We start from the raw sequence: 26,155 nt of genomic DNA, 5'->3' as shown, positions 1-26,155 counted from the left end.
TGTGGGGATTAAGTCACTTCGCCGCCGTCCCTAATCCCGAATCGCCGCGGGCTCTCTCGACGGCTGCGACACCCCCCGCTAGAAACGCGGAGCGAGTTCTGGTGTCGGCGTCGCGCCCGTGGCGTGGTCGTGTCCGCAGGGAGGGTCATCTTGGGAGCTGCTGAAGCGCCGCTTCTGGCCACCGCCCGCAATGGCCGCGAACTCGTGTTCGTGGGCAATGGCCGCTGGGTGGCCGGGCAGGGCCGTGCGCTGGAAGGCTCCGTGGATGCCGCCCTCGCCGAGGTCGCTTCCGGTGCGAGCGAGACCGCGCGCATCGACCTTTCCGGCGTGCGCAGCCTCGACACGCTCGGCGCCGTGGTGCTCGACCGGCTGCTGCAGGCGCTCGACAAGGCGAACATCCGCTTCCAGATCGTCGGGCTGGAACGCCGCTTCCGCCCGCTGCTCGACGACATCATCAAGGGCAGCCACGCCCATCCGCCGCGCCGGCGGCGGGTGAATCCGATTCTCGGCGGCATTCAGCTCATCGGCAAGACGATGGCGTCGACGGCCGAGGACGGGCTGGCGCTGCTGTCCTTCATCGGCGCGGTGGTGGCGGCGCTGCTGCGGGTGCTGGTGCGCCCGCTCAGCTTCCGTTTCACCTCGATGATCTATCATCTGGAGCGGACGGGGCTGCGCGCGGTGCCGATCGTGGCGCTGATCACCTTCCTCATCGGCTGCATCATCGCCCAGCAGGGCATCTTCCATTTCCGCAAATTCGGCGCCACCACCTATGTCGTCGACATGGTGGGCATTCTCACCCTGCGCGAACTCGGCGTGCTGATCGTCTCGATCATGGTCGCCGGACGCTCGGGCAGCGCCTTCACCGCCGAACTCGGCTCCATGCGCATGCGCGAGGAGGTCGACGCGCTGCGGGTGATGGGGTTCGATCCCAATGAGGTGCTGGTGCTGCCGCGTCTGATCGCGCTCATCATCGCCGTGCCGCTGCTCACCTTCATCGGCAATATGTGCGCGTTGTTCGGCGGCGGGCTGGTGGTCTGGCTCTATGGCGGCATCTCGCCGGAAATCTTCATCACCCGGCTGCAGGAGGCCATCGCGCTGAACACGTTCGAGGTCGGCATGATCAAGGCGCCGTTCATGGCGGCGATCATCGGCCTCATTGCCTGCATGGAGGGCATGCGGGTGGGCGGCAGCGCCGAATCGCTCGGCGCCCACACCACCGCCTCCGTCGTGAAGGCCATCTTCCTGGTGATCGTGGTGGACGGGCTGTTCGCCATGTTCTTCGCCGCGATCGACATGTGAGGGCGGCGATGCAGGTGGACAGCGCAACCCAGGCTTCCAATGGCGCGGTTCCCGAGGTGGCGCCGGGCGAGCCGATCATCCATGTGCGCGACCTCGTGGTCGGCTTTGGCGAGCGCACCATTCTCAAGGGGCTGTCGCTCGACGTGATGCGCGGCGAGATTCTCGGCTTCGTCGGTGCGTCCGGCGGCGGCAAGTCGGTGCTCACCCGCACCATTCTGGGGCTGGTGCCCAAGCGCGCCGGCACGGTGGCGGTGTTCGGGCAGGATCTCGACGGGCTGACCTTCGAGGGCCGCCGCGCGCTGGAGCAGCGCTGGGGCGTGCTGTTCCAGCAGGGGGCGCTGTTCTCCTCGCTGAGCGTGCGCCAGAACATCCAGTTCCCGATGCGCGAATATCTCGATCTGTCGCAGGGGCTGATGGACGAGCTCACCATCGCCAAGCTGGAAATGGTCGGCCTGACCGCCGATGCGGCGGAAAAGGCGCCTTCCGAGCTTTCCGGCGGCATGATCAAGCGCGCGGCGCTGGCGCGGGCGCTGGCGCTCGACCCGGAAATCCTGTTCCTCGACGAGCCGACCTCGGGCCTCGACCCGATCGGCGCCGGCGAGTTCGACGAACTGATCGCCACGTTGCAGCAGACTTTGGGGCTGACCGTATTCATGGTAACCCACGATCTCGACAGCCTGCACACGGTCTGCGACCGCATCGCAGCCCTCGCCGACGGCAAGGTCGTGGCGGTGGGGCCGATCGACACCATGCTGGCGTCGAAGCACCCCTGGGTTTCGGCTTATTTCCACGGAAAGCGGGCGCGCGCCGCCGGCTTCGGTTCTGAGGGGGCGCGCTGAGGAGACCATGGAGACACGCGCCAATTACACGATCATCGGGTTGTTCACCCTGGCCGTCGTCGCGGCGGGGTTCGCCTTCGTCTGGTGGTTCACCGGCTCGGCCAGCCGCGGGCCGCGCACCTCCTATGATGTGGTGTTCAGCGGTGTGGTGAGCGGGCTGCAGACCGGCTCGGCCGTCACCTTCAACGGCATTCCCGTCGGTGAAGTGACGGCGCTGCGCCTCGACGCGCAGGATCCGCGCAAGGTGATCGCCCGCATCGCGGTGCAGCCGGACACGCCGATCAAGTCCGACACCCGCGCCACGCTGGATTCGCAATTGCTCACCGGCCTTGCCTCGGTCGGCCTCGTCGGCGGCTCCACCCAGGCGACGCCGCTGCCCGCGCCGGCAGAAGGGCAGTTGCCGCGGATCGACGCCGACACCTCGGCGGTACAGGACCTGATGCGCACGGCCCGCGAGGTGCTCGGCCGCGTCAACGACATCGCCATCCGCGTCGACGACCTCGTCAAGGCCAACGATGCCAAGATTTCCTCGGTGATCGACAATGTCGACAAGTTCACCGCCGCCCTCGGCGAGAACTCCGGCAACATCGACACCTTCCTCAAGGAAATGGGCGGCGCGGCGAAGCGCATCTCCTCGCTGGCTGACAATCTCGACAAGCTGGTGGTTTCCGTCGACCCGGAGAAGCTCGGTAATACGGTGAACGATATCAGCGCCTTCACCGCCCAGCTCGGCACCATGGCCGACAAGGTCAACGTGATCCTCGACAATGTGAACGCGATGACCACGAGCGAGGAAGGCAAGGGCATGTTCGACGAGATCTCCGGCGCGGCCGCCGAAGTGCGCAAGCTCGCCGCCAATCTCGATACCCGCACCGCCGAGCTTTCCGCCAATCTCAACAAGTTCACCGGTCCCGGCCTGCGGCAATACGAGGCGCTGGCGGTGGACGGACGGCGGACGCTGGGCGAGATCGAGCGCGTTTTTCGGAATTTCGAGCGCAATCCGCGCCAGTTCATCTTTGGCGGGTCGAACGTACCCAGCTACAATGGGCGCTAGGCGATGGGGCGCCATATGATGGGAATTCGGGAAGCCGGCGACGGGGGCAGGGGCGTTCGCGTGAGTTGTGACGAGATGGGCGCCCGCTCCGCCGGGCGCAGGATGCGGCCGGGCCGGGTTGCCGGCACGGTCGGCCTGCTGATGCTGACACTGTCGCTCGGCGGCTGCGGCACGCTGCTGTCCGGCGGCGACAAGGCGGTGCCGACCTTCGATCTCAGCGCCCCCGCCGATTTCAACGCCCCGCGTCGTGGCTCCGGCCTGCTGGTGGTCGGCCCGCCCACCGCGCTGGCAGTGCTCGATACCGAGCGGATCGTGGTCGAGCCGCAGCCCGGGCAGATCACCTATCTCGACCAGGCGCAGTGGAGCGACCGGCTGCCGGCGCTGTTCCAGGCGCGGCTGATCGAATCCTTCGAGAACGGCAACCGCGCCCGTTCCGTCGGCCGGGCCGGCGACGGTCTGAACGCCGACTACACGCTGCTTTCGGATCTGCGCGCCTTCGGCATCCGCACCTATGATGGCGGGCCGGTGGCGGTGGTCGAGGTGTCGGTGAAGATCGTCGGCGCCAGTTCCGGCCGCATCGTCGCCGCGCAGGTGTTCACCGCCCGTGCCCCGGCAGCCTCCACCAGCGGGCCGGACGCGACGGCGGCGCTCGATCAGGCCTCCGACCAGGTGTTCGTCGAACTGGTGCGCTGGGCTTCCAGCCGGTTCTGAGGCGGCGCGGCGCCGCGTGGCGCCAGCTCCAGCCCTCGCCCCAGATGCAAAAAAGCCCGGCTCGCGCCGGGCTTTTTCGTGCGTGTCGGAACGCGGTTGGATGGATCAGAACTTGTAGCTGATCGCGGCGCGGACGATGTTGCTGGTCAGGTCCGCCTTGGCGCTGACATAGCTGCCCGGGGCGCCGGCGAGATAGCTGGTCACGTTGGTGTCCCCGAGGTCGACATAGAGATATTCGCCGCGCAGGATCCAGTTGTCGGTGATGGCGTATTCGAGACCGGCGCCCAGCGTCCAGCCGGTGTTCACATTGTCATGCGAGCCGGTGGCGGCGGTGGTGAAGTCCGGCGCGCCGGCGCCGTCGAGCCCCATCACCGTGGTCGAGCTGCTGACCTTGCCATAGGCGAAGCCGCCGGTGCCGTAGACCAGCAGGCGGTCGAAGGCATAGCCGAGGCGGGCGCGCACGGTGCCGAACCATTCCAGCTCGGCGCTGGTCTGGTAGTAGGGGCCGTCCACCGTGGCGTAGAAGGAGTGGCTGTCCTCGGCGCCGGTCCACTGGAAATCGGCCTCGATGCCGACCACCACATTGTTGGTGAACTGGTAATTATAGCCGATCTGGCCGCCGGCGACCCAGCCGTCCATGTTGCCATAGTTCACGTCGCTGCCGGCATAGAGGCCGCCCGGCGTATAGACGCCGCCGATGCTGTCGAAGAACAAGACGTCGGTCGCCTTGGATTCACCCCAGGCATAGCCGGCATTGCCGCCGAGATAGAAGCCGGTCCAGGAGAAGGCCGGCACGAACACCTGCACGGGCTCGGCCTTGACGGGGTAGGGCAGGTCGGCGGCGAAGCTGGCGGTGCCGGTGGCCAGCAGGGCGGCTGCGCCGAGAAGCAGCGAACGGTTCATGGGGTTCTCCAAGGGTGAACGGACTGCCGGGATAATGACATTGCCGGCAACAGGTTCGGCCGTGGGTGGATACCCCGCGCGTTGTTCCGGGTGGTGTGTCGGAAATACGACACTTCTGGTTGTTTTATACCGTTCTGCTGCCGGTGAAAGGCATGTCGCCCGCCCCGCCGGTGTAAGGTTACGGTCCAATGGCCTCGCGTCCTCGCCGACGAAAAAGGGCGCGGCTTGCGCCGCGCCCTTTCGTAAGTCGAGGGAGAATGGACCCCCGAGGAAGTCCCGGCCGCCACCTGAGCCGGGCTTGCCCGGCTCAGGCACTCAGCGAAAAGCGGGGGCGAATGGACTCCCGAGGAAGTCCCTGCCGCCACCTGAGCCGGGCTTGCCCGGCTCAGGCACTCAGCGAAAAGCGGGGGCGAATGGACTTCCTCAGAAGTCCATGCCGCCCATGCCGCCCATGCCACCGCCGGGCATGGCGGGGGCCGCGCCGCCCTTCTTCGGAATGTCGGCGATCATCGCTTCGGTGGTGATCAGCAGCGAGGCCACCGAGGCCGCGTTCTGGATCGCCGAGCGCAGCACCTTGGCCGGGTCGATGACGCCGGCCTTGTACATGTCGACATATTCGCCGGTCTGGGCGTTGAAGCCGAAGGCGTAGTCGTTCTTCTCCAGGATGCGGCCGACGATCAGCGAGCCGTCTTCGCCGGCATTGCTGGCGATCTGGCGCGCCGGGTACTGCACCGCCTTGCGGACGATGTCGACGCCGGTCTTCTGGTCGGCATTGGCGGTGACGACACCGTCCAGCGCCTTCATGGCGCGCAGGAGGGCCACGCCGCCGCCCGGCAGCACGCCTTCTTCCACGGCCGCGCGGGTCGCGTGCAGCGCGTCGTCAACGCGGTCCTTCTTTTCCTTCACTTCGACTTCGGTCGCGCCGCCGACGCGGATCACCGCGACGCCGCCGGCGAGCTTGGCGAGGCGCTCCTGCAGCTTCTCGCGGTCATAGTCCGAGGTGGTCTCCTCGATCTGCGCCTTGATCTGCGCGACGCGGTCCTCGATGTCCTTCTTGGCACCATTGCCGTCGACGATCGTGGTGTTCTCCTTCTCGAGCACGACCTTCTTGGCGCGGCCGAGCATGGCGAGCGTCACGGTGTCGAGCTTGATGCCGAGATCGTCGGAGATGGCGGTGCCGCCGGTGAGGATGGCGATATCCTGCAGCATGGCCTTGCGGCGATCACCGAAGCCCGGAGCCTTCACCGCCGCGACCTTCAGGCCGCCGCGCAGCTTGTTGACGACGAGCGTGGCGAGCGCCTCGCCCTCGATGTCCTCGGCGATGATCAGCAGCGGCTTGGAGGTCTGCACCACGGCTTCGAGCACCGGCAGAAGTTCCTGCAGGCCCGAGAGCTTCTTCTCGTGGATGAGAATGTAGGGGTCCTCGAACTCGACCCGCATCTTCTCGGCATTGGTGATGAAATAGGGGGAGAGATAGCCACGGTCGAACTGCATGCCTTCGACCACATCGAGCTCGGTCTCGGCGGTCTTGGCTTCCTCGACGGTGATCACGCCCTCATTGCCGACCTTTTCCATCGCCTCGGCGAGGTACTTGCCGATCTCGGAGTCGCCATTGGCGGAGATGGTGCCGACCTGGGCGATCTCGGCGTTCGAGGTCACCTTGCGGGCGTTCTTCTTGAGGTCGGCGACGATCGCCTCGACCGCGAGGTCGATGCCGCGCTTGAGGTCCATCGGGTTCATGCCGGCGGCGACCGACTTGGCGCCTTCCTTCACGATGGCCTGGGCCAGCACGGTGGCGGTGGTGGTGCCGTCGCCGGCGAGGTCGTTGGACTTCGAGGCCACTTCGCGCACCATCTGCGCGCCCATGTTCTCGAACTTGTCCTCGAGCTCGATCTCCTTGGCGACGGTGACGCCGTCCTTGGTGATGCGGGGAGCGCCGAAGCTCTTCTCGATCACGACATTGCGGCCCTTGGGACCGAGCGTGACCTTGACGGCGTTGGCGAGGATGTCGACGCCGCGCAGCATCTTCTCGCGCGCGTCGCCAGCGAACTTAACTTCTTTGGCGGACATGAATCTTTACTCCGGTGATGCGTTGCGAGCAGCGGGAAGAGGCTGGCTCAGGCGGCCTTCTTGGAAGCGGCGACGCCTTCGAGCACGCCAAGGATGTCGGACTCCTTCATGATGAGGTAGTCGACGCCGTCGATCTTGACCTCGGTGCCCGACCACTTGCCGAACAGCACGCGGTCGCCCGCCTTCACATCGAGGGGGACCAGCTTGCCGGCCTCGTCGCGGGCGCCGGGGCCGGCGGCGACGACTTCGCCCTGCGAAGGCTTTTCCTTGGCCGTATCGGGAATGATGATGCCGCCCGCGGTCTTCTCTTCCGCTTCGATACGCTTGACCACCACACGGTCATGCAGGGGACGGAACTTCATCGGCTCTCTCCAATCGTGAACGATCGTTTGATCCTGCCACCGCGCCCGCCAGCCCGGACGGCATGGGGTATCGCGCGGTGCCGTGCGACATCTAGGCGCCGGGGAAAGGGGGCGCAAGGTGCGGGCGGCAAAAAATTGGCAGTCTCGGAAAGAGAGTGCCAACACGACGGGAGAGTTGCTGTCAGCACTCCGTCGCATATGCTGCTAATGCATTGATTTTAAACGTCTATCACGATTTTTAACCTTGCCGCGCGCTCGTGCCGGCGGCACACTTCCTTCTCGTCACGAAAGGAGGTTCCGCATGACCGATCATGAAGGTTCGTCGCGTGGTGTTGCGTCGCCGGCCGCGACGGAAGGGGCAGGGGGGCGCGTCTCGGCGGATTTCCGCCGTCAGCTGGAAGGCTACGGGCTCACCACCGCCCATATCCTCTACCGCATGCCCGACCATCCCGGCATTCTGCAGAGCTTCCTCTGGCAGCATTACGACCTCTGCCCGCATTTCCCCGAACTGAAGCGCTTCCTCGACTTCTGGGCACGCGAGCTGGAAGGCCCGCTGCATTCCGTGCGGGTGGCGCATGCGCGGCTCATCGGCCCGGCGGAACTGCGGCGGGTGGACAGCGAGTTCCGGCTGAACTGAGGCCGCGCAGCCTGCCTTTCTTTTGAGCGTGCCCGCCCTCTTCTTGCCGCGCGCGACGTGCTATTGAGCGCGGAAGAGGGGGCCGGTCCGGCGCCCGAGGAAAGTCAGGCAGCTGGTCACGCTGGTGGATCATCGTTCTCCCCGCACGTCGGAATTGCTCTCGGCGATCGTCACCGCCCATTCGGCGGAGCGCATCGGCGTGGGCGAGATCGTGCATGCGCTGCGCAACCGCGCCTTCGGCCTGTCCATCCTGCTGCTCGGCCTGCCGAACTGCCTGCCCATGCCGCCCGGCCTGCCGGTGCTGTGCGGCATTCTCCTCTGCCTTGTCGGCGGGCAGATGCTGCTGGGTCGCGACGAGCTGTGGCTGCCGCGCTGGCTGGCCAACCGCACCCTTTCCCGCGCGCTGCTGGAGAAGATCGTCAATGGCTCGCTGAAGCTGATCCGCCGCTTCGAGAGCTATTCGCGCCCGCGGCTGCCCTATTTCTCCTCGCCTTCGGCGCGCTTCGTGCTCGGCGGGCTGGTGGTGGTGCTCGGCTTGCTGCTGCTGCTGCCGATCCCCATCTTCGGCAACCTGCCGCCCGGCATCGCCGTGGTGATTCTCGGCCTCGGCCTCGTGGAGCGCGACGGCGTGTTCATTCTCGCCGGCGTGGTGGCGACGCTGGTCAGCTTCGGCGTGATGGGCCTGCTCAGCTGGCTGCTGTTCCAGGGTGCGCTGGCGGTGTTCTGAAACCGTCGGAAAAAGAAGACGTGGCAACACCTTAGTGGGCGCTGGACAGGCGTCGTTCTCAGCCCCTATTCCTCAACGTAAAGGGGCGGGGGATGACTCATGGTGCGACGTGGATTGTGCTTGCTGGCGGGGGCGGGCCTGTGGCTCGCCGGGGCCTGGCCGGCGGTTGCCGCCGATCTGCCGGTGTCCGGGATTCCCGACCAGCTTCTGCTGGCGACGCCCGGCCAGGAAGTCACTTTGCGCGCGGGCTTCGGCTATAGCTGGATCACCGCCAATGAATATGTCTACGAGGACGGCAACCGGATCAGCCGGCTGATCTGGGAGAGTCAGGCGCCGGTCGTCACCGCCGCTCTGAAGGTGGAATTGTGGGAGAACGTGGTGTTCTCCGCCAATGGCAAGGTCGGCCTCTCCGGCAGCAGCCACATGCGCGATTTCGACTGGGTCGGCCCCTATGTGCGCAGCTACGCCGCGCAGGACTGGACCCATTATTCCACCCATCCCTCCACTTCGCTCGACCATTATGTCGACATTGACGCGGCGCTGGGCCGGCGGTTCACCCTGGGCGAAGGCCGGCATCTCACCCTGCAGGGGGGCTTCCGCTACACCGATATCAAATGGACCGCGCATGACGGCCCCTATCTGTACAGCCGCAACGGCTTCCGTGACACCGCCAAGCTCGACTACACCTCCCTGCCGGCCATTGACTACCAGCAGCGCTATGCGGGCCTCTTCGTCGGTGCCGAGACCGAGTTCCGCCACGAGGCGTGGACGCTGACCGCGCTGGTGAAGGGCGGCGTGACCTTCTCCGCCAACGACACCGATCACCATTACTTCCGCCAGCTGCGCTTCGAGGACGATATCGGCAGCTTGCCCTTCCTCACCATCGGCGCGCGGGCGGATTATGCGCTGAGCGCCAGCGCCGGGTTCTATCTCGGGGTGGAACTGGACACCTATTTCCGCGGCACCGGCGATGCGAGCATGTATGACAATGTGACCGGCGAACTGCTGGATGTGTTCAAGGATGGTTCCGGCATGGATTTCCAGGCGACCACCGTCTCGGCCGGCTTCCGGCTGGCGTTCTGAACGCCCGCCTCACCCCCGCCCGACGAAAGGCGCGCCGCTCGCCATGAGGGTCATGATGAGGATATTGGCGTCGAGCGGCAGGCTGGCCATGTGCGCCACGGCGCGGCCGGCATGGACGGGGTCGAAGGTCGGCTCGACCATGATCTGGCCATTGGGCTGCAGGATGCCGGTCTTCATCTTCACCGCCATGTCGGTGTCGGCATTGCCGATGTCGATCTGGCCGCAGGCGATGTTGTGGGCGCGCCCTTCCAGCGCCACCTGCTTGGTCAGGCCGGTGACCGCGTGCTTGGTGGCGGTATAGGGGCCGGTCAGCGGGCGCGGGGCGTGAGCCGAGATCGAGCCGTTATTGATGATGCGCCCCCCCTTGGGGTCCTGCGCCTTCATCAGCCGCATGGCGTGCTGGATGCACAGGAACACGCCGGTGAGGTTCACATTCACCACATGCTGCCAGTCGGATAGCGGCACGTCCTCGATGGGCGTGGCAGGCGACCAGCCGCCGGCATTGTTGAACAGCACGTCGAGCCGGCCGAAGCGCGCCGCCACCGCCTCGAACAGCGCCGCCACCGAGGTGGGGTCGGAGACATCGGCGGTGATGGGGTGGCCCTTGCCCTCCATCGCGTCCGCCACCGCCTCCAGCGGCGCGGCGCGGCGGCCGGCGAGCACCACGGTGAAGCCGGCCTCGCCGAGGGCGAGCGCGGCGGCCTTGCCGATGCCGGTTCCGGCGCCGGTGACGAGGGCGATGCGGTTGGCGTTCATGGTGTCCTCCCCATTGATGGACCGGCGTGATGAGAGTTTAGGAACCCTACAGCAGTTCCGGCGTTGTCAAGGCGAGCATCACATCTTGCAAACCGGAGGTCGACATCATGCCGATTCTTTTGTGGCTTATTGGTATTCCGATTCCGATCATTCTGCTGATCTGGCTTCTCACCTGACGGTGAGGAGGAGCCGCCCGCGATCATGGGCGCTGCCGTGTGAAATGGGCGGCCTGTCTACTGTGACGGGCGGCCCATTTTCTATGCACGGGCCTATCGGCCGTAAGGCGGGCGGGGAATCGAGGTATGGGCCGCCCGCAGCGCCGCCGACCAGCGCTCGCGCAGATCGTGGAAATAGGGCTCGCCCGGCTCGATGCGGTAATTGAGTTCGGCCTGTCCGCCATCGCGGCGCGCCACCAGAATGTCGATCGGCATGCCGACGCCGAGATTCGACCGCATGGTCGAATCCATCGAGATCAGGCCGGATTTGAGCGCGTCGTACAAATCGGTGTCGAAGGTGATGGAGCGGTCCAGCACCGGCTTGCCATATTTGTGCTCGCCGATCTGCAGGAAGGGCGTGTCGCTGGTGCATTCGATGAAATTGCCGGCGGCATAGATCATGAACAGCCGCATCCGCCCGCCATTCACCTGCCCGCCGAACAGGAAGGACACGTCGAAGCGCAGATCCGCTTCCTTCAGCGCCGCGCCGTAGAGGTCATAGACATGACGCACCGCCCGGCCCACCAGCTGCGTCGCGCGGAACATGCTGGTGCAGGTGGAAAGCGTTTCCTTCGCCCCCGTCTCCGGGTTCTCCAGCCCCTCCTGCAGCGTGCTGATCACCGCCTGCGAGATCGAGAGATTGCCGGCGGTCGACAGCGCCAGCACATGCCGCCCGGGCTCCTCGAACACGTGGAGCTTGCGGAAGGTCGAGACATTGTCGAGGCCGGCATTGGTCCTCGTATCGGCGATCATGACGAGGCCGTCACGCACCAGAATGCCGCAACAATAGGTCATGAAAGGCACTTCCCCCATCCGCGCCGGCGCTGAAGCGGCGCTGCCCCGGGCCCTTATACCGGGCCGCTTTCCCGCCGGGCAACCTCGGCGGCGATGTTCCCACGGCTCTCGGCCGAACTAGCCCTGAACCTGCCGGCTGGACTGGTCCACTTTGAGGGCGACGGTGAGATGCTCGTCGCCGCCGCCATAGCGGTTGCCGCGCACGGGCGCGGCGCCGAGATAATCCAGCCCCACCGCGAGGCGCACATAGGCGTCGGTCGGGCACTGGCTCAGCACCGGGTCGAACCCGACCCAGCCGAGCCCGTCCACATAGGCTTCCGACCAGGCATGCCCGGCCTGATGACCGGCGCGCTGCTCGGCCACGGCGCCATCGCCGACGAGATAGCCGGTGACATAGCGCGCCGGCACGCCGATATGGCGCGCGCAGGCGGTGAAGACATGGGCGAAATCCTGGCACACGCCGCGCTTCTGCTTGAAGGCGGCGGCGGCGGTGGTGGAGGCATGGGTCGGATCGGCGTCGAATTCCATCGCCTCGCCGATCGCCTCCATCAGCGCGTGCAGCCGGGCGATGCGGTCGCCCTCGCCCTTGCCGGCGCTCTCGGCGAAGGCGGCCAGCTCCGTGTCGGGCAGAGTGAGGTCGGTGCTGCGCAGGAACAGCGAGGGCGGAAAGCGCTCGCTGATGCCGCGGATGACGCCGGCCGTGTCCTGCGTCTCGACTTCCCCCTCCACCAGCACGCGCAGCTCGCTGATCGGGCCGTCGAGCGCGAAAGTGTGGGTGAGGTTGCCGAAGGCGTCCTGATGGGCGCGCAGCTGGCAGCCTTCGGACACGTCGATGCGCCAGGCGACGACATATTGGCCGTCATGGTTGCGCGGCGTCAGGCGCAGGGTCTGGATCGCGCCATTGGCCGGCGGATCATAGGAATAGGTGGTCGCGTGGTTGACGTGGATACGCATGACGCAGGCCGGATCAGAGCAGGTACTGCTCGTTGACGAGGGAGCCGAGGCGGTTGTTCTCGGTCACGAAGCTGTCGATGTATTCGTGCAGTCCGGTCTGGAAGATATCCTCCATGCGGCTGTTGCCGAGCCGTGTCAGGGTGGAGCGCGCCAGCCGCTGCGAGCTGCCCTGCCGCCCGTAGTAATTGGCGATATCGTCGAGATAGCGGGTGATGTTCTGGTAGCAACTGGTGAGCGAGCGCGGCATCTGCGCGTTGAGGATCAGAAGGTCCGCCACCAGCCAGGGCTTGACGCTCTCGCGATACACCCAGTGGAACGAGGTCAGCGCCGACACCGAGCGCAGGATCGAGGCCCACTGGAAATAGTCGAGCGGGCCGCCAATGTGCTCGGAATCCGGCAGCAGCACGTGATATTTCACGTCGAGAATGCGGGCCGTGTTGTCCGCGCGCTCCACATACATACCCACCCGCGAGAACCAGAACGCATCGTTGCGCAGCATGGTGCGGTAGGCGGCGCCGTCGAAGCGCAGCGAGGTTTCCTTGACGAAGGACATGAAGCGCGCCAGCTCCTCGCGCGTCATGTTCTTGGTCGAGTAGCGCTTCAGCTCCAGCCAGGAGGAGTTGATCGTCTCCCACATCTCCATGGTCAGCGCGGTACGTACCGAGCGCGCATTGGTGCGGGCGATCTCGAAACAATTGCGGATCGAGGACGGGTTTTCCGGCGCGAAGGCGAGGAAGTTGATGACGTTCTGTTCCGTCACCTCGTCGCCATGCACCGCCTTGTACTGCTCGGCGCAGCCGGCGGTGAGCAAGGCGGAGCGCCACTCATTGGTGGAGCCGCCATAGGCCGCCGGCAGCTGGGCGAGGCGCTGGGTCACGTCGAGGATGCGGGCGAGGCAGTCCGCCCGCTCCATGTAGCGGGCCAGCCAGTAGAGATTGTCGGCAGTACGAGAAAGCATGGGACCCGCGTTCTATTTGGCGTTGCGCCAGGCGAGCGTGGCGACGCCCGCCGCGATCAGCAGCGAACCGCCGACCCGGTTGAAGAGGGCGACCAGGCGCGTGTTCTGCACCGCGCCGCGCAGGCGGCCGGCGAGCAGCGCATAGCCGAAGGCATTGGCGGCAGCGAGGGTGAGGAAAGTCGCCTCGAAGATCGCCAGCTGGGTCAGGAAATCCCGGCCCGGATCGAGGAATTGCGGCAGGAAGGCCACGAAGAAGGTGATGCTCTTGGGGTTCAGCGCCGTCACCACCCAGGCATGCGCCATCATGCCGACGGCGGAGCCCGCCGGGCGCGCTTCACCGAAGCTCGTCTGTCCACCGGCCCGCCAGAGCTTGATGCCGAGCCAGATGAGATAGCCGGCGCCGATCCATTTCAGCACGGTGAACAGCGTCGCCGAGGTGGCGAGCAGCGCGCCGAGGCCGAGCATGGACAGCGTCATGGCGGTGAAATCGCCCAGCGCCACGCCGAGCGCCACGGGAAAGGCGACCTTCCGCCCCTGGCCGAGCGCATAGGAGACGACAAGCAGGATGGTCGGTCCGGGTATCACCAGCAGGACCGCCGAGGCGGCGACGAAGGCCAGCCATGTTTCAATCGGCATCTGTTACACGCTCCCACCCAGCGTCATCCCGGCCGCAGCGCAGCGAAGAGCCGGGATCGCTCACCTAGTCCACGGACGATCCCGGATCGGCCTTCGGCCGTCCGGGATGACGGTCAGATCGCAGCCCGCTCAGCTTTCCTCCAAAACCCAGGTGTCCTTGGTCCCGCCGCCCTGGCTGGAATTGACCACCAGCGAGCCCGCCTCCAGCGCCACGCGGGTCAGCCCGCCCGGCACGATGCGCACCTTGTCGGCGCCGGTCAGCACGAAGGGGCGCAGATCGACATGGCGCGGCGCGATGCCTTCCTCGACGAAGGTCGGGCAGGTCGACAGGGCGAGCGTCGGCTGGGCGATGAAATTGGTCGGGTCCTGCTTCAGCTTGGCGCGGAACAGCTCGATCTGCGCCTTGTCGGCGCGCGGGCCGATCAGCATGCCGTAGCCGCCCGAGCCGTGGACTTCCTTCACCACCAGCTCGCTCAGATGATCGAGCACATATTTCAGATGGTCCGCTTCGCGGCAGCGCCAGGTCGGCACGTTCTTCAGCAGCGGTTCCTCGCCGAGATAGAAGCGGATGATGTCCGGCATGTAGCTGTAGACCGCCTTGTCGTCGGCGACGCCGGTGCCGACCGCATTGGTCAGCGTGACGTTGCCGGCATTATAGGCGCTCATCAGCCCCGGCACGCCGAGTGCACTGTCCGGCCGGAAGGCGAGGGGGTCGAGGAAATCGTCGTCGAGCCGACGGTAGATCACATCCACCCGGCGCGGGCCTTCGGTGGTGCGCATATAGACGATGTCGTTGCGCACGAAGAGGTCGCGGCCCTCCACCAGCTCCACGCCCAGCTTGTCGGCGAGGAAGGAGTGCTCGTAATAGGCGGAATTGTAGATGCCGGGGGTGAGCACCACCACGGCGGGGTCGCTGCTGGAACTTGCCGGCGCCAGCGATTTCAGCGTCGCCAGCAATTCGTCGGTGTAGTTCTCCACCGGCGCCACGCGGTTGTCCGCGAACAGCTCCGGGAACAGCCGCATCATGATCTCGCGGTTCTCCAGCATGTAGGAGACGCCGGAAGGCGTGCGGGCATTGTCTTCCAGTACGTAGAAGGTTTCCGCGTCCACCCGCACCACGTCGATGCCGGCAATGTGGACATAGAGATCGTGCGGCACCTTCTGGCCGTTCATCTCCGGGCGGAAGGCGGGGTTCTGGTAGACGAGGTCTTCCGGCACCACGCCGGCTTTCAGAATCTCGCGGCGGGAATAGATGTCCTTGAGGTAGAGGTTCAGCGCCTTGACGCGCTGTTCCAGCCCGCGCGAGAGCCGGCGCCATTCGGTGCCGGTGAGGATGCGCGGGATGATGTCGAAGGGGATCAGCCGCTCCTGCGCATCGCTGTCGCCATAGACGGCGAAGGTGATGCCGATGCGGCGGAATATGAACTCCGCCTCCTTGCGGCGCATGTCCAGCACATCGGGCGGGACATCGCTCAACCAGCGCGAGAGGGCGGTGTAGGCGGCCCGGATCGAACCGTCCGCGTTGGTCATTTCGTCGAAGGCCACGCTCATTGGTGCAAATGTACTCCCCAACTCCGCCAAGTTAGCTACAAAGCTCGTGCCAGCGGAAGGGGAGGCGCGCGCCTCTCGGCGATAAATGCGAGTTTGCGCACCGATTGCCCAATCGGAAGGCAGTGTGCCGCCGGTTGCGGCGAAAACTGCGGTGAATTGCGGCGGCGGGCGGCAGATGGCAGCTTCGGCGGCGTCGGTGAGGGAGGGGAATCGGATGACGGCTTCGGCAGAGCAGGTGACGGCGGCGGTTCTCGTCATTGGCGACGAGATCCTTTCGGGCCGCACCAAGGACCGCAACATCGGCTACATCGCTGAATATCTCACCGCCATCGGCGTCGATGTGCGCGAGGTGCGGGTGGTGCCCGATGTCGAGGAGGAGATCGTCGCCGCCCTGAACGCGCTGCGCGCGCGTTACAGCTATGTGTTCACCACCGGCGGCATCGGGCCGACGCATGACGACATCACCGCCGACAGTGTCGCCAAGGCGTTCGGCGTCGGCATCGATATCGATCCGCGCGCCCGCGCCATGCTGCTGGAATATATCAAGCCGGAAGACCTCAACGAGGCCCGGCTGCGCATGGCGCGCATCCCGCACGGTGCCGAGCTGGTGGAAAATCCCGTCTCCAAGGCGCCCGGTTTCTGGATCGGCAATGTCATCGTCATGGCCGGCGTGCCCACCATCATGCAGGCCATGCTCGACCAGGTGGCGCCGAAGCTAAAGACCGGGGTGCGCATGCTCTCGCAGACGGTGCGGGCGGATGCGCGCGAGGGTGATGTCGGCGGGCCGCTGGGCGAGATCGCCAAGGCCAACCCCGAGGTGAGCATCGGCAGCTATCCGTTCATGGGCGAGGATGGCCGCCCGAACACCAATCTGGTGTTGCGCAGCCGCGATGCGGCGAAGCTGGCGGCGGCGGTGGCGCAGGTGGAGGCCATGGTCGCGGCGCTGCCGCGCCGGGCGTGAACCTTCCGGTCCGATTTTCCCGTGCGAAGGCTGGAATTTCCACCTTCCGGCACTGGAGAAGGGGCGGCACTGCCGCTAATGATCGCCGCTGACGCCTGTGAGCCTTATCGATCCGACCTGCCGGGACCCTTCCTGATGACCGACGACCGCCAGAACAAGGCCTTTCCGGTGTCCTGGGATCAGTTCCACCGCGACGCGCGTGCGCTCGCCTGGCGGCTGGCCGGCGCGGGGCCGTTCGAGGGCATTGTCTGCATCACCCGAGGCGGGCTGGTGCCGGCGGCGATCGTGGCGCGCGAACTCGGCGTGCGGCTGATCGAGACCGTGTGCATCGCCAGCTATCACGACTACACCAAGCAGGGCGAGATGCAGGTGCTGAAGCCGATCGCCGATGTGGTGACGGCGGCGGCGGGCGAGGGCGGCCGGGGGCTCCTGGTGATCGACGATCTCGTCGATACCGGCAAGACGGCGCGGGTGGTGCGCGAGATGCTGCCATCAGCGCATTTCGCCACCGTCTATGCCAAGCCGCTGGGGCGCCCGCTGATCGACACCTTCATCACCGAGGTGAGCCAGGATACGTGGATCTATTTCCCGTGGGATATGGGGCTGAGCTTCCAGCCGCCGATCCGCGACGGGGTGGCGTGAGGACAAGACATGGCCGACAGCTACAACGAGCCCGAGAACGACAGCGATGACGGCTATGACGCCGCCTTCGACCAGCACCGCGCGGCGCTGTACGACATGCTGATGGAATATGCCGACGAGCACGATCTGAGCGACAGCTTCATGGCGGTGCTGGCCTCCGATATCGGCCTGTCGCTGCGCATGGTCGCCTATGCCTCCGAAACCGAGAAGCCCTCGGTCGGCGGGCTGCGGCTCGATCTCGACCGCTACGCCCGCGAGCTGGGCGACAGCGTGCGTGACGCCAAGAAATACGCCGCCGAATTCATCGCCGAAGCCAAGGCCGCGCAGGAAGCGGAAGGGGCGGAGGAGGACGAGGCGGAAGGCGAGGAGGACGACGAGGGCGCGGACGACAAGGCGGGCCGTCCGTCCTGAGAGCCTGCCGGGCGGCGGGGCGCGAGGGTGCGCCTCGCCTTTCGGCTTCCCTTTCCGGCTTCCCTTGCGCTATGCCGGGGTGCGGCAAAATGTGCCGCTTAAGGGTCCCTACCGATGACACCCTCGCTCGTCTCCGGCATCCTGCTTTCGCCGATCACGGCTTTTGTCGCGCGTCTCCTGCTTGTCTTCATGTTCCTCGGCAGCGCCATCTCCAAGATCACCGATTTCGCCGGCGCCGAGGCCGAGATGGCCCATTTCGGGCTCAACCCGCCGTGGCTGTTTGCGGTGGGCACCATCCTCACCCAGCTCATCGGCGGCGTGCTGATCCTGCTCAACCGGGCCACCTGGCTCGGGGCCGGCGCGCTTGGCATCTTCACCCTGCTCACCATCCCCATCGCGCACCATTTCTGGCGCATGGAGGGACCGATGGCGCAGTTCGAATTCTATGTCGCGGTCGAGCATCTCTCGGTGCTCGGCGGCATGCTGCTGGTGGCCATTCTGGCCGAGCGCATGCGCGCGGCCTGACGACGAAAGGCGACCGGCGACACGTGACCGGCGCAAAGTGTAACGGGAGCCTTCATGAATACCGCGGCGCGCACCATCGACCCTACCAGCGACGCGGCGATCGCCGCCTCCGTGACGCCGCGTCCCATCGAGGAGATCGGCGCCCGGCTCGGCGTGCCCGCCGCCGATCTCTACCGCTACGGCCATGACAAGGCGAAGATCGCGCTCGGCTTCGCCCGCGCCGCCGAGGCGAAGGCCGACGGCAAGCTGATCCTCGTCACCGCCATCAACCCGACCCCGGCGGGGGAGGGCAAGACCACGACCACGATCGGCCTGGGCGACGCGCTGGCCCGCGCCGGCCGGAACGTCGCCATCGCGCTGCGCGAGCCGAGCCTCGGCCCGGTGTTCGGCTCCAAGGGCGGAGCGACCGGCGGCGGCCATGCGCAGATCGTGCCGATGCAGGACATCAACCTGCATTTCACCGGCGATTTCCACGCTATCAGCGCCGCGCACAACCTGCTCGCCGCGGCCATCGACAACCACATCTACTGGGGCAACGCGCTCGACATCGACACCCGCCGTATCAACTGGCGGCGCGTCGTCGACCTCAATGACCGCGCGCTGCGCAGCGTCGTCGTCGGGCTCGGCGGGCCGGGCAATGGCTTCTCGCGCGAGGACGGCTTCGACATCACGGTGGCCAGCGAGGTGATGGCGATCTTCTGCCTCGCCCGCTCGCTGGAAGACCTGGAAGAGCGGCTCGGCCGCATGGTGGTGGCGCAGACCCGCGCCCGCCAGCCGATCACCGCCGGCCAACTGAACGTAACCGGCGCGATGACCGCGCTGCTGCGCGACGCCTTCCAGCCGAACCTCGTGCAGACGCTGGAAGCGACGCCCGCCGTGGTGCATGGCGGCCCCTTCGCCAATATCGCCCATGGCTGCAATTCGGTGATGGCGACGCGCACCGCGCTCGGCCTTGCCGATTATGTGGTGACGGAAGCCGGCTTCGGCGCCGATCTCGGCGCGGAGAAGTTCCTCGACATCAAGTGCCGCCAGGCGGGGCTGGCGCCCTCGGTCGTCGTCATCGTCGCCACGGTGCGGGCGCTGAAGATGCATGGCGGCGTGGCGCAGAAGGACCTCGGGCCGGAAAATGTCGCGGCGGTTTCCGCCGGCACCTCCAATCTCGTGCGGCATATCGAGAACATGAAGGCGTTCGGCCTGCCGGCGGTGGTGGCGATCAACCGCTTCACCAGCGACACGCCGGCCGAGATCGACGCCATCAAGGCCGCCTGCGCGGCGGTGGGCGCGCGCGTGCATCTGTGCTCGCACTGGGCCGAGGGCTCGGCCGGGGCGCTCGGTCTCGCCGAGGAGGTGGCGGCACTCGCCGAGGCCCCTTCCGCCTTCCGTCCGCTCTATGACAGCGGCCTGCCGCTGGTGCAGAAGATCGAGACCATCGCCACCCGCATCTACCGCGCGGGTTCGGTGGCGATCGAGCCCGCCGCTTTGCGCAAGCTTGCCGAGTTCGAGGCGCAGGGCTATGGCGATCTGCCGATCTGCATGGCCAAGACGCAGTACAGCTTCTCCGCCGACCCGGCCAAGCGCGGCGCGCCGGAAGGCTTCGTGCTGCCGGTGCGCGACGTGCGGCTCTCCGCCGGCGCGGGCTTCGTGGTGGCGCTGTGCGGCGACGTGATGACCATGCCCGGCCTGCCCTCGCGCCCGGCGGCGGAAGACATCTTCGTCGACGAGACCGGCTTCATCGGCGGGGTGTTCTGAAGACACCTCCGAAAGCGGCGGATCGCCACCGCCGAGAGCCTTGCGGGCGTGGCGAAACAGGTAGACGCAACGGACTTAAAATCCGTTTCTCTCTGAGAGTGCCGGTTCGAGCCCGGCCGCCCGCACCATTCACCCTGGCGCCGGCATCCGGGCCGTGCGCGCCCATCCGTCCAAAGGATGCAGCGCTGTCGCGTGCCGTTGCCCGGTCAGGCCGGCCGGCCTTCGCGACCGAAATTCCTAAAAGTGCACAAGCGATAGTAACAACCTAAGATCGTGCTTGACACGCGGCGCTCGCCCGCCGAACCTGATGTCGGATGCAACGTGGGGTAGATATCTCCATTCGATACGCGTCGCCCGGCCTTTCCTAGCCTGTTGCAAGATGTCTGCGGGATTCCGCCCTCCGGCCGCCGCCGGAAGGCGGGGGAGCGGAGGAGTGCGCCTGAACGGCCGTGATCCCTGTCGGGTCTGCGGGCCATCCCGGACGGGCGAAAGCCGGTCCGGGATGATAAGGGCGCGCCAGTTTCCTGAGCGGTTGCCGAGCGGCACCCGTCATTCTCTCGAAAGGTCGAGTATCGGCGGAAGATCATCTCTGAATGTACGTCACAGCGGGTTTGGGGGCCGGCACCATGAAGACGTTTCACGTCGATCTCAGCGATCTCGATATTTCCGGAGACCTTCAGCTTGCCATCGGCGCGCGGCATTTCGACATTCGCGAGCATGACGACCGGACATTGAACGCCGCCGTCGATTCAAACCGCCTGTTCGCCTATTCCGACACCGCCCGGTCGACATTCACCCATTACATCAGGGTCCCGCCGGAGGATATCGCGCCGCGCGGCGTGACCCTTGTGCGGCTGGTCATGCCCGAGCGCCCGGAGGTTCATCTCCGGCAGATGGTGCGCATGACCCACCACATTCCCGAAGAGGCGCTGCGTGAATTCTTCCGGATGCAGATCGCCTATTATCGGCGCCCGGCCGTCGAGCATACAGCCTTCGGCGTGCGCGGGTCCTTCGTGCGGCCCGGCAGTTTCTCGGCGATCCTCGACCAGCTCGGCGTCAAGGAACTGCCGAAGAACACGGAGGAGGCGGTGCGCCTCCTCGTCGCCAGCAATGCGGTGGTCAACCTCACTTCCACCGCCGGCAGCTTGGTCGGCCACCATCCCGATCTCGCCAGCGTCCAGCCCTATACCCAGTCCGTGCTGATGTACGACCACATATTGGGCGATCCGCGCACCGATCCCGACCAGTTCAACAACATCCAGATCCTCAGCGCCGCGATCGACGCCGCCGGTGCGGACTGGGCCCCCGTTGTCGCCTGCACCGACCATGAGGGCAATCCGCTCACGGCCGAATATGATCTCGACCCGGAGCAGGGCGGCTTCAGGACCGGCCAGCCGCTCTACACCTACACCGTCGTGCCCGGCGTCGAGGATGCCATGGGGGCGCCCATCGCGCGGGCCAATCTCACCGCCTCCAACGACACAAGGCTGCAGGGAAAGACCTGGACCCCGACCTCGGGGCAGACGGCGACGCGCCGCGACGGCGTCGACCCCGTCCGTTCCGCCGCCCGGCGCGCCGCGGCGGCGGACACGGCCTCCTACAAATGGACGCTCGACCATACCGGCACCAGCTTCGGCGTGCGGGCCGATGCCGCGTCGATCAAGGTCAATGCGCAGGACCGTTTCTCGATCAACGCCAGCAACGTGTTCATGCGGACGCTCTATGTCGGCTATCGCCTGCTGGATGAGGCCGGGACGCCGATCAGCGGGGTCAGGAAGCTCTGGTCCATCTCCGCCACCAATGCCGTCCTTGGCATTCCCATGCCGACCGACCCGACCGCGCTCGATTTCGACCTGGAGGGCGCGGCGGCGGTGGAACTGCTGTTCGGCAGCCTGGGCACGTCCGATTGGGTCGAGGAGGTCTCGACCCCCGGCGCACTGCTCACCGGCCTGTGGCAGTACGGCATTCCCGGCATCTTCATGGTGGCGGGCAAGATCATCACCTCGACCCAGACCTTCAACGCCATCGTCAGCGACCGCGATCTCACGGCGGCGGCCATCGCCATCGGCATCCCGGTGGTTGGCGGCGGGTCGGCCACGGCGGCGGCGCTCACCAATGTCAAGAAGGTGGTGTTCGCGCTGGCGAACACGGCGCTGGGCCTCATCCTGAAGAAGGGCCTGGAAAAGCTGGGCGCATGGGTCGTCAAGCAGGTTGCGGCCGGCGAGCTTTCCAGCGCCTTCGGGCCGGTGGGCCTCATCCTCAAGGCAGCGGCGGTGGCGGTCGGGTTCGTGGCCATCGCCGAGACCACCATCGAGGTGCTGTCCTCGCCCGCCACGGTGCGGATCAAGGCCAAGCGCGCCATCGACGTGACGCTGACCATGCACCCCGACCCCGCCCATGGCGAGGCCGGCCATCCCTCCACGGCGGTCTGGCCGGCGGTGGGAACGCGCTATTACGCGCTGCTGCAGTACAAGGACGGCACCAATTTCGAACTCAAGGGCCCCATGCCCGCCACCACCTCGGACACGCCGATCGCGCTGAGGTTCGAGGACGTGCCGGCGGGCGGCGCGTTCAAGATCATCTTCGGCATCTATTCGAGCAATGGATGGCTGGCCGGGTCGTGGGAGAGCGGCAATCTCAAGGCGGTGCCCAATGAGGGCACAACGCTGGCCCTGCCGGATGCCAACATCAAGGAGACGCTGGTGCCGCTGTCGGCGGACACCCAGTATCGCTTCAAGGAACAGATCGCCTTCGAAAACGGCGCCTATGTCTGGAAGGAGGGCGCCCCGCCGGTGGCCACCCTCTCCGCGCTGGACTGCGGCAGCGGCGGCACGCTGTGCCAGCCCGTTTCCATCACGGTCAACAACACGGCGTTCCAGGTCGGCTATATCTGGCGCGCCTCCGGTATGTCGCTCCCGCCGGACAGGCTCTCGGCGCCGCCGAGCAATGAGCAGCTCTACGCGGTGCAGAACCTTTCCGTGCTGGCGCACCCGTCCTCGCGGCTGAAATTCTCCAAGATCGGTTTCACCCAGTCGCCGCAGATCGCTTATGCGCCGGCGGTGGGCGACGGGCAAAGCATCAACCAGCAGAATTTCATCCTCGATCCCCGCGACGGCGGCAACAATCTGCGGCAGGTGGTGCTTGATGACGGTTCCGACGATTTCGGCCTGACCGGCAGCGACCTGAAATCATGGGCGCGCTTCCCGATCAACCAGCTCGACGCGCTGGCGGTTCATCCCTCGAACTTGGTCGTCGGTGCCTCGTTCCAGAAGCAGAAGATCCTGCTGGCGCCCCTGCCGGAGGTCCCGACCGAAGATGACAAGGCGCCGGAGGCCTTCTACGTCTCGGGCGAGGGCATTCGCGAGGGCCTGATCCGGGGGCCGAAGGCCATGGCGGTGGCGCCCGACGGTCGCCTGCTGCTGCTCGAATCCATCAACAGGCGCGTGCAGGCCTTCGACACCAAGGGCAACCCGGTGCCTTGTTTCACCTGGGCCGGCACGCTGTTCGAGCTGCCGACGGCCGCGATCGCCGAGGAGCTGAATGCCGGCCGGATTCCGGAGGTCTTCAACACCGCGCTCGTCGCCGCCGGCCAGACGCTGCTCGGCATCATCGATGCCGATGTCGCGGCCGAACTCGACACCGGACACTATACGCCGGACGGCCCGTTGATCTCCGCCCTGTCCAATACCGGCATCACGCCGAGCTTCGATCCCGCGCAGATGGACAATCCCGATGTCAGCGCGCAGCTCCGCGTCATCCGCGCGGGGCAGGCGTGGCGCATCGTCGATCCGCGCGGGCTCGTCTGGCAATTGGAGATGGTGGACGAGGCGATCAGCGTCTTCGGCCTTCCGGGCCGCGTCGCGATCGAGGTGGTCGATCCGGCAAAGGCGTGGGCGATCACGGCACCCCTGCTCGGGCAGGCGTGGGAGATTTCTCCGTCGAGCGCGGATGCCGGCATGTCGCTGATCAAGCGGAGCCTCTCCTTCTTCCCGCTCGCGCCTGCCGCCTCCACGCCGACCTATCTCGATCTCGGCGTCGAGGCGCAGGGCCACATGTATGTTCTCAGCTATTACGGCGACGGCAGCCAGCCGCAGAACTACATGCTGGACATCTACGCCCCGGACGGCACCCATCTGTCACGCAGTCCCGACCCTTCGGTGGTCCAGGACCTGCAATATCCCGTGATGGCGAAGATCGCGGTCGATGTCTGGCGCAATGTCTTCGGCCTCGGCTTCGGCACGCTGCGCGGCGCCGGCGGTCGCCCCGAGCCGCAGGTGAGCCACTGGATGCCCACCCCGCCGCTGTTCGATCTCGATATCGCGCTGCAGAAGGCGCTGAACGAGCGCAACATCACGGTTGTCGCGGCCGCGTTCAAGGCCAAGGGCCGTCCGCTCACGGCGAGCGCCTCGATCGAGGTGATCGACCGCGAAGGCGCCTGGGCGATCAAGGACGGGCTGGCGGTCTACCACATCTATCGCACCGGCCAGACGATCCAAGTCTACACGGTTCCGGCTTGAGGAGGATGAGAGATGAGCGTTCAGGGCGTTACCTTGGCCATCGGCAAGAAGGGCATCGAGTTCTTCTCCCAATCCCTGCTCAGCGGCGCGGCCGTCAAGAAACTGCAGAACCTGACCCCGCCGCCGAACACGATCGACATACCGGACTTCACCCAGGCGGGTTTTGGCTATTTCAGCTCTTATTCCCAGTTCAAGATCCAGCTGTCCAATGGCCGGCTGAACGGGTTCAACCCGTCCTATTCGTCGGTCACGCAAGGCAGCGGCGGCACGCCGGCGGGAAACCAGTTCCAGCTGGTCCTGAGCGCCGGCGCCTTTTCGGCGACCTATGACTGGCGCGAGACCTATGAGGACTATACCTGCTTCAGTACGCCCGGTTCGTTTCCCTCGTGCAACACGAGTTATCCGGATGATACGTTCAGCTACAATCCGGGTTTCGGCGGGATGACCGTCACGGTGCCGACCGAGTTCGTCTATAACGCGGCCACCAACACCTACAGCTTCAACGTGACGGCGGCGACCGGCGTGGCAAGCGGCGCGACGGCGAACATTCCCGGCAAGAGCGCGGTCAACGGACAGACCAGCGCCGGCTGCTTCTCGACCAAGGTGAGCGATGCCACCGCGGCGGCGATCTCCAGTATCGACTTCAAGACGCCGATCAGCCAAATCCTCTCGGGCGTGCTGAAGTCCATCGACGGCAATACGGACCTGGGCAACGGCATCAAGTTCAACTATGCGCTCGGGCCGGACGGCCTTGGCTTTCCGAACGCCGATGGCGTGACGGTCGGCACCACCGGCGTCGCCTCCTATAATGGCCAGGCCTATACCGGCGGTACTCCGCCCGTCCTGCCGATCCCGGCGGTGCCGGCGGACAGCGACGATCAGTTCATGAACATCTATGTCTCGGACTGGGCGATCAACGGCCTGTCCTGGGCGTATTTCAACGCCGGCCTGCTCAACCTGACGGTCACACCGTCGGATCTGCCCAATCCGTCGGCTCTCAAAGCCGCGACCTATGCCGCCTATGAGCCGGCGTTCGCGCAGTACGGAAATGTCGCGCTTACCGCGCAGATCACCCCGCTCGGCCCACCTGTGACGGCCTTCCAGCAGGTCTGGCTGTTCACCACCGACGCCATGAACCTCCTGCAGTCGCAGCTGCCGGCGTCCGTCTATCAACAGCTCATGGCGTTTTCGGGCAACGCCTATGCCAGCCAGTCGAAGCTCGAATCCGACATGACGGATACCGGCATTTCCAACCAGTACTTTGCGACCATCGAGAGCGCGGTCAGCCAGAAGGGCAAGGTGACGACGCAGTCGATGCAGTTCGAAATCTACGTCGAAAACGGCGCCACGCCGCGTCCGAACCTGATTTTCGATCTCCAGCGCACCGATGTCATGACCGATCTGTCGCTGGGCACGACCAGTACCAACGCCCAGTCGATGATGTTCAGCTTCGCCAATGCGAACAATGCGGTGACGTTCCAGTCGACCACCATCCCCCGCTTCTCGAAGCAGAATTTCGGCACGATTCTCTGGCCGGTGGCGGGCGAGAGTGCCTATGCCACGGCCATGCAGGGCATGGGGCAGCGCGGCGTGGCGATCCCGATCGCCCAGGGCTTCTCGTTCCTGCTGACCCAATCGACGCTGAGCATCCAGGACGGCTATATCTCGATCTCGTCCCAGCTGGAGTTCAAGCCGTCCCAGTTGCCGGTGGCCTTGCGCGGCGTCGTCCACACCCTGGTCAACCGGCGGGATGAGGAGACTGGCGAGATGCGCGTCTACGCCATCGCGGCGGAGTAGACG

Annotated in this window: 23 protein-coding genes and 1 tRNA gene; 15 read left to right on the top strand and 9 right to left on the bottom strand. The window is 66.1% G+C overall.

Annotation, left to right across the window (positions count from 1 at the left end):
• Nucleotides 1–150 precede the first annotated feature (150 nt).
• The 4 genes from J2S75_RS03990 to J2S75_RS03975 are packed head-to-tail and all read left to right on the top strand — an operon-like array spanning nt 151 to nt 3,903.
• A complete protein-coding gene (locus tag J2S75_RS03990; protein WP_307018359.1) occupies nt 151–1,299 on the top strand; it encodes an ABC transporter permease in 1,149 nt (382 codons plus the stop codon).
• A gap of 8 nt (nt 1,300–1,307) precedes the next feature.
• Nucleotides 1,308–2,138, top strand: coding sequence for an ABC transporter ATP-binding protein (locus tag J2S75_RS03985; RefSeq protein ID WP_307018358.1), 831 nt, complete (start codon nt 1,308–1,310; stop codon nt 2,136–2,138).
• A gap of 7 nt (nt 2,139–2,145) precedes the next feature.
• Nucleotides 2,146–3,192 (top strand): MlaD family protein, encoded by a 1,047-nt coding sequence (locus J2S75_RS03980; RefSeq protein WP_307018357.1) that lies wholly within the window; start codon nt 2,146–2,148, stop codon nt 3,190–3,192.
• Between the two features lie 60 nt (nt 3,193–3,252).
• The gene (locus tag J2S75_RS03975; protein WP_307018356.1) at nt 3,253–3,903 is read left to right on the top strand and encodes an ABC-type transport auxiliary lipoprotein family protein; all 651 of its coding nucleotides are present in this window, start codon (nt 3,253–3,255) and stop codon (nt 3,901–3,903) included.
• 105 nt (nt 3,904–4,008) lie between these two features.
• Here the strand turns inward: J2S75_RS03975 and J2S75_RS03970 are convergent, their stop codons facing one another.
• The 3 genes from J2S75_RS03970 to groES form a co-directional block, all read right to left on the bottom strand.
• A complete protein-coding gene (locus J2S75_RS03970; RefSeq protein WP_307018355.1) occupies nt 4,009–4,806 on the bottom strand; it encodes an outer membrane protein in 798 nt (265 codons plus the stop codon).
• A gap of 423 nt (nt 4,807–5,229) precedes the next feature.
• Nucleotides 5,230–6,876, bottom strand: a complete 1,647-nt coding sequence (gene groL / locus J2S75_RS03965) for a chaperonin GroEL (RefSeq protein ID WP_307018354.1) — start codon at nt 6,874–6,876, stop codon at nt 5,230–5,232.
• A gap of 47 nt (nt 6,877–6,923) precedes the next feature.
• The gene (gene groES, locus J2S75_RS03960) at nt 6,924–7,238 is read right to left on the bottom strand and encodes a co-chaperone GroES (protein WP_244376186.1); all 315 of its coding nucleotides are present in this window, start codon (nt 7,236–7,238) and stop codon (nt 6,924–6,926) included.
• Between the two features lie 301 nt (nt 7,239–7,539).
• Here groES and J2S75_RS03955 point away from each other — a divergent pair, with 301 nt between their 5' ends.
• From J2S75_RS03955 to J2S75_RS03945, 3 genes are all read left to right on the top strand, one after another.
• Nucleotides 7,540–7,875, top strand: a complete 336-nt coding sequence (locus tag J2S75_RS03955) for an usg protein (protein ID WP_307018353.1) — start codon at nt 7,540–7,542, stop codon at nt 7,873–7,875.
• A gap of 124 nt (nt 7,876–7,999) precedes the next feature.
• On the top strand, nt 8,000–8,602 hold the full coding sequence (locus J2S75_RS03950; protein ID WP_307018352.1) for an exopolysaccharide biosynthesis protein: 603 nt from the start codon (nt 8,000–8,002) through the stop codon (nt 8,600–8,602).
• Between the two features lie 99 nt (nt 8,603–8,701).
• Entirely contained in the window at nt 8,702–9,685 is a 984-nt protein-coding gene (locus tag J2S75_RS03945; protein WP_307018351.1) for an omptin family outer membrane protease, read from the top strand.
• Nucleotides 9,686–9,694: 9 nt separating this feature from the next.
• Here J2S75_RS03945 and J2S75_RS03940 read toward each other — a convergent pair whose 3' ends face one another.
• The 6 genes from J2S75_RS03940 to J2S75_RS03915 all read right to left on the bottom strand — a co-directional run bounded on the left by J2S75_RS03940 (nt 9,695) and on the right by J2S75_RS03915 (nt 15,550).
• Nucleotides 9,695–10,441, bottom strand: coding sequence for an SDR family oxidoreductase (locus J2S75_RS03940; RefSeq protein WP_307018350.1), 747 nt, complete (start codon nt 10,439–10,441; stop codon nt 9,695–9,697).
• A 269-nt stretch (nt 10,442–10,710) separates the two neighbouring features.
• A complete protein-coding gene (locus J2S75_RS03935) occupies nt 10,711–11,451 on the bottom strand; it encodes a proteasome-type protease (protein WP_307018349.1) in 741 nt (246 codons plus the stop codon).
• A 117-nt stretch (nt 11,452–11,568) separates the two neighbouring features.
• Nucleotides 11,569–12,405 (bottom strand): transglutaminase family protein, encoded by an 837-nt coding sequence (locus tag J2S75_RS03930; protein WP_307018348.1) that lies wholly within the window; start codon nt 12,403–12,405, stop codon nt 11,569–11,571.
• Between the two features lie 13 nt (nt 12,406–12,418).
• Nucleotides 12,419–13,363, bottom strand: a complete 945-nt coding sequence (locus tag J2S75_RS03925) for an alpha-E domain-containing protein (RefSeq protein WP_244376200.1) — start codon at nt 13,361–13,363, stop codon at nt 12,419–12,421.
• 12 nt (nt 13,364–13,375) lie between these two features.
• On the bottom strand, nt 13,376–13,999 hold the full coding sequence (locus tag J2S75_RS03920) for a LysE family translocator (RefSeq protein ID WP_307018347.1): 624 nt from the start codon (nt 13,997–13,999) through the stop codon (nt 13,376–13,378).
• 129 nt (nt 14,000–14,128) lie between these two features.
• On the bottom strand, nt 14,129–15,550 hold the full coding sequence (locus J2S75_RS03915; RefSeq protein ID WP_307018346.1) for a circularly permuted type 2 ATP-grasp protein: 1,422 nt from the start codon (nt 15,548–15,550) through the stop codon (nt 14,129–14,131).
• Nucleotides 15,551–15,764: 214 nt separating this feature from the next.
• Between J2S75_RS03915 and J2S75_RS03910 the strand changes: the two genes are divergently transcribed.
• The 8 genes from J2S75_RS03910 (at nt 15,765) to J2S75_RS03875 (ending at nt 26,152) form a co-directional block, all read left to right on the top strand.
• Nucleotides 15,765–16,511: a competence/damage-inducible protein A gene (locus tag J2S75_RS03910; RefSeq protein WP_307018345.1), complete on the top strand. Its 747-nt coding sequence runs from the start codon at nt 15,765–15,767 to the stop codon at nt 16,509–16,511.
• 135 nt (nt 16,512–16,646) lie between these two features.
• A complete protein-coding gene (gpt, locus tag J2S75_RS03905) occupies nt 16,647–17,153 on the top strand; it encodes a xanthine phosphoribosyltransferase (protein WP_307018344.1) in 507 nt (168 codons plus the stop codon).
• Between the two features lie 9 nt (nt 17,154–17,162).
• On the top strand, nt 17,163–17,564 hold the full coding sequence (locus J2S75_RS03900) for a hypothetical protein (RefSeq protein ID WP_307018343.1): 402 nt from the start codon (nt 17,163–17,165) through the stop codon (nt 17,562–17,564).
• 114 nt (nt 17,565–17,678) lie between these two features.
• A complete protein-coding gene (locus J2S75_RS03895) occupies nt 17,679–18,089 on the top strand; it encodes a DoxX family protein (protein WP_307018342.1) in 411 nt (136 codons plus the stop codon).
• Between the two features lie 54 nt (nt 18,090–18,143).
• On the top strand, nt 18,144–19,838 hold the full coding sequence (locus J2S75_RS03890) for a formate--tetrahydrofolate ligase (RefSeq protein ID WP_307018341.1): 1,695 nt from the start codon (nt 18,144–18,146) through the stop codon (nt 19,836–19,838).
• A 42-nt stretch (nt 19,839–19,880) separates the two neighbouring features.
• A tRNA-Leu gene (locus J2S75_RS03885) sits at nt 19,881–19,966 on the top strand.
• A 498-nt stretch (nt 19,967–20,464) separates the two neighbouring features.
• Nucleotides 20,465–24,355, top strand: coding sequence for an NHL repeat-containing protein (locus J2S75_RS03880; RefSeq protein ID WP_307018340.1), 3,891 nt, complete (start codon nt 20,465–20,467; stop codon nt 24,353–24,355).
• A gap of 12 nt (nt 24,356–24,367) precedes the next feature.
• Nucleotides 24,368–26,152, top strand: a complete 1,785-nt coding sequence (locus J2S75_RS03875; protein WP_307018339.1) for an LBP/BPI/CETP family protein — start codon at nt 24,368–24,370, stop codon at nt 26,150–26,152.
• Nucleotides 26,153–26,155 lie beyond the last annotated feature (3 nt).

The sequence above is a fragment of the Ancylobacter polymorphus genome, assembly GCF_030813495.1.
Lineage (GTDB): Bacteria > Pseudomonadota > Alphaproteobacteria > Rhizobiales > Xanthobacteraceae > Ancylobacter > Ancylobacter polymorphus.
The sequence above is the reverse complement of the archived record's forward strand: the minus strand, read 5'-3'. Positions and strand labels throughout refer to the sequence as shown.

Coding starts and splice junctions, on each gene's coding strand:
- J2S75_RS03910 (WP_307018345.1), top strand. CDS start 15,765: ATGACGGCTTCGGCAGAGCAGGTGACGGCGGCGGTTCTCGTCATTGGC.
- J2S75_RS03915 (WP_307018346.1), bottom strand. CDS start 15,550: ATGAGCGTGGCCTTCGACGAAATGACCAACGCGGACGGTTCGATCCGG.
- J2S75_RS03925 (WP_244376200.1), bottom strand. CDS start 13,363: ATGCTTTCTCGTACTGCCGACAATCTCTACTGGCTGGCCCGCTACATG.
- J2S75_RS03980 (WP_307018357.1), top strand. CDS start 2,146: ATGGAGACACGCGCCAATTACACGATCATCGGGTTGTTCACCCTGGCC.
- J2S75_RS03900 (WP_307018343.1), top strand. CDS start 17,163: ATGGCCGACAGCTACAACGAGCCCGAGAACGACAGCGATGACGGCTAT.
- J2S75_RS03955 (WP_307018353.1), top strand. CDS start 7,540: ATGACCGATCATGAAGGTTCGTCGCGTGGTGTTGCGTCGCCGGCCGCG.
- J2S75_RS03895 (WP_307018342.1), top strand. CDS start 17,679: ATGACACCCTCGCTCGTCTCCGGCATCCTGCTTTCGCCGATCACGGCT.
- groES (WP_244376186.1), bottom strand. CDS start 7,238: ATGAAGTTCCGTCCCCTGCATGACCGTGTGGTGGTCAAGCGTATCGAA.
- groL (WP_307018354.1), bottom strand. CDS start 6,876: ATGTCCGCCAAAGAAGTTAAGTTCGCTGGCGACGCGCGCGAGAAGATG.
- J2S75_RS03985 (WP_307018358.1), top strand. CDS start 1,308: ATGCAGGTGGACAGCGCAACCCAGGCTTCCAATGGCGCGGTTCCCGAG.
- J2S75_RS03920 (WP_307018347.1), bottom strand. CDS start 13,999: ATGCCGATTGAAACATGGCTGGCCTTCGTCGCCGCCTCGGCGGTCCTG.
- gpt (WP_307018344.1), top strand. CDS start 16,647: ATGACCGACGACCGCCAGAACAAGGCCTTTCCGGTGTCCTGGGATCAG.
- J2S75_RS03930 (WP_307018348.1), bottom strand. CDS start 12,405: ATGCGTATCCACGTCAACCACGCGACCACCTATTCCTATGATCCGCCG.
- J2S75_RS03935 (WP_307018349.1), bottom strand. CDS start 11,451: ATGACCTATTGTTGCGGCATTCTGGTGCGTGACGGCCTCGTCATGATC.
- J2S75_RS03940 (WP_307018350.1), bottom strand. CDS start 10,441: ATGAACGCCAACCGCATCGCCCTCGTCACCGGCGCCGGAACCGGCATC.
- J2S75_RS03890 (WP_307018341.1), top strand. CDS start 18,144: ATGAATACCGCGGCGCGCACCATCGACCCTACCAGCGACGCGGCGATC.
- J2S75_RS03880 (WP_307018340.1), top strand. CDS start 20,465: ATGAAGACGTTTCACGTCGATCTCAGCGATCTCGATATTTCCGGAGAC.
- J2S75_RS03875 (WP_307018339.1), top strand. CDS start 24,368: ATGAGCGTTCAGGGCGTTACCTTGGCCATCGGCAAGAAGGGCATCGAG.
- J2S75_RS03970 (WP_307018355.1), bottom strand. CDS start 4,806: ATGAACCGTTCGCTGCTTCTCGGCGCAGCCGCCCTGCTGGCCACCGGC.
- J2S75_RS03945 (WP_307018351.1), top strand. CDS start 8,702: ATGGTGCGACGTGGATTGTGCTTGCTGGCGGGGGCGGGCCTGTGGCTC.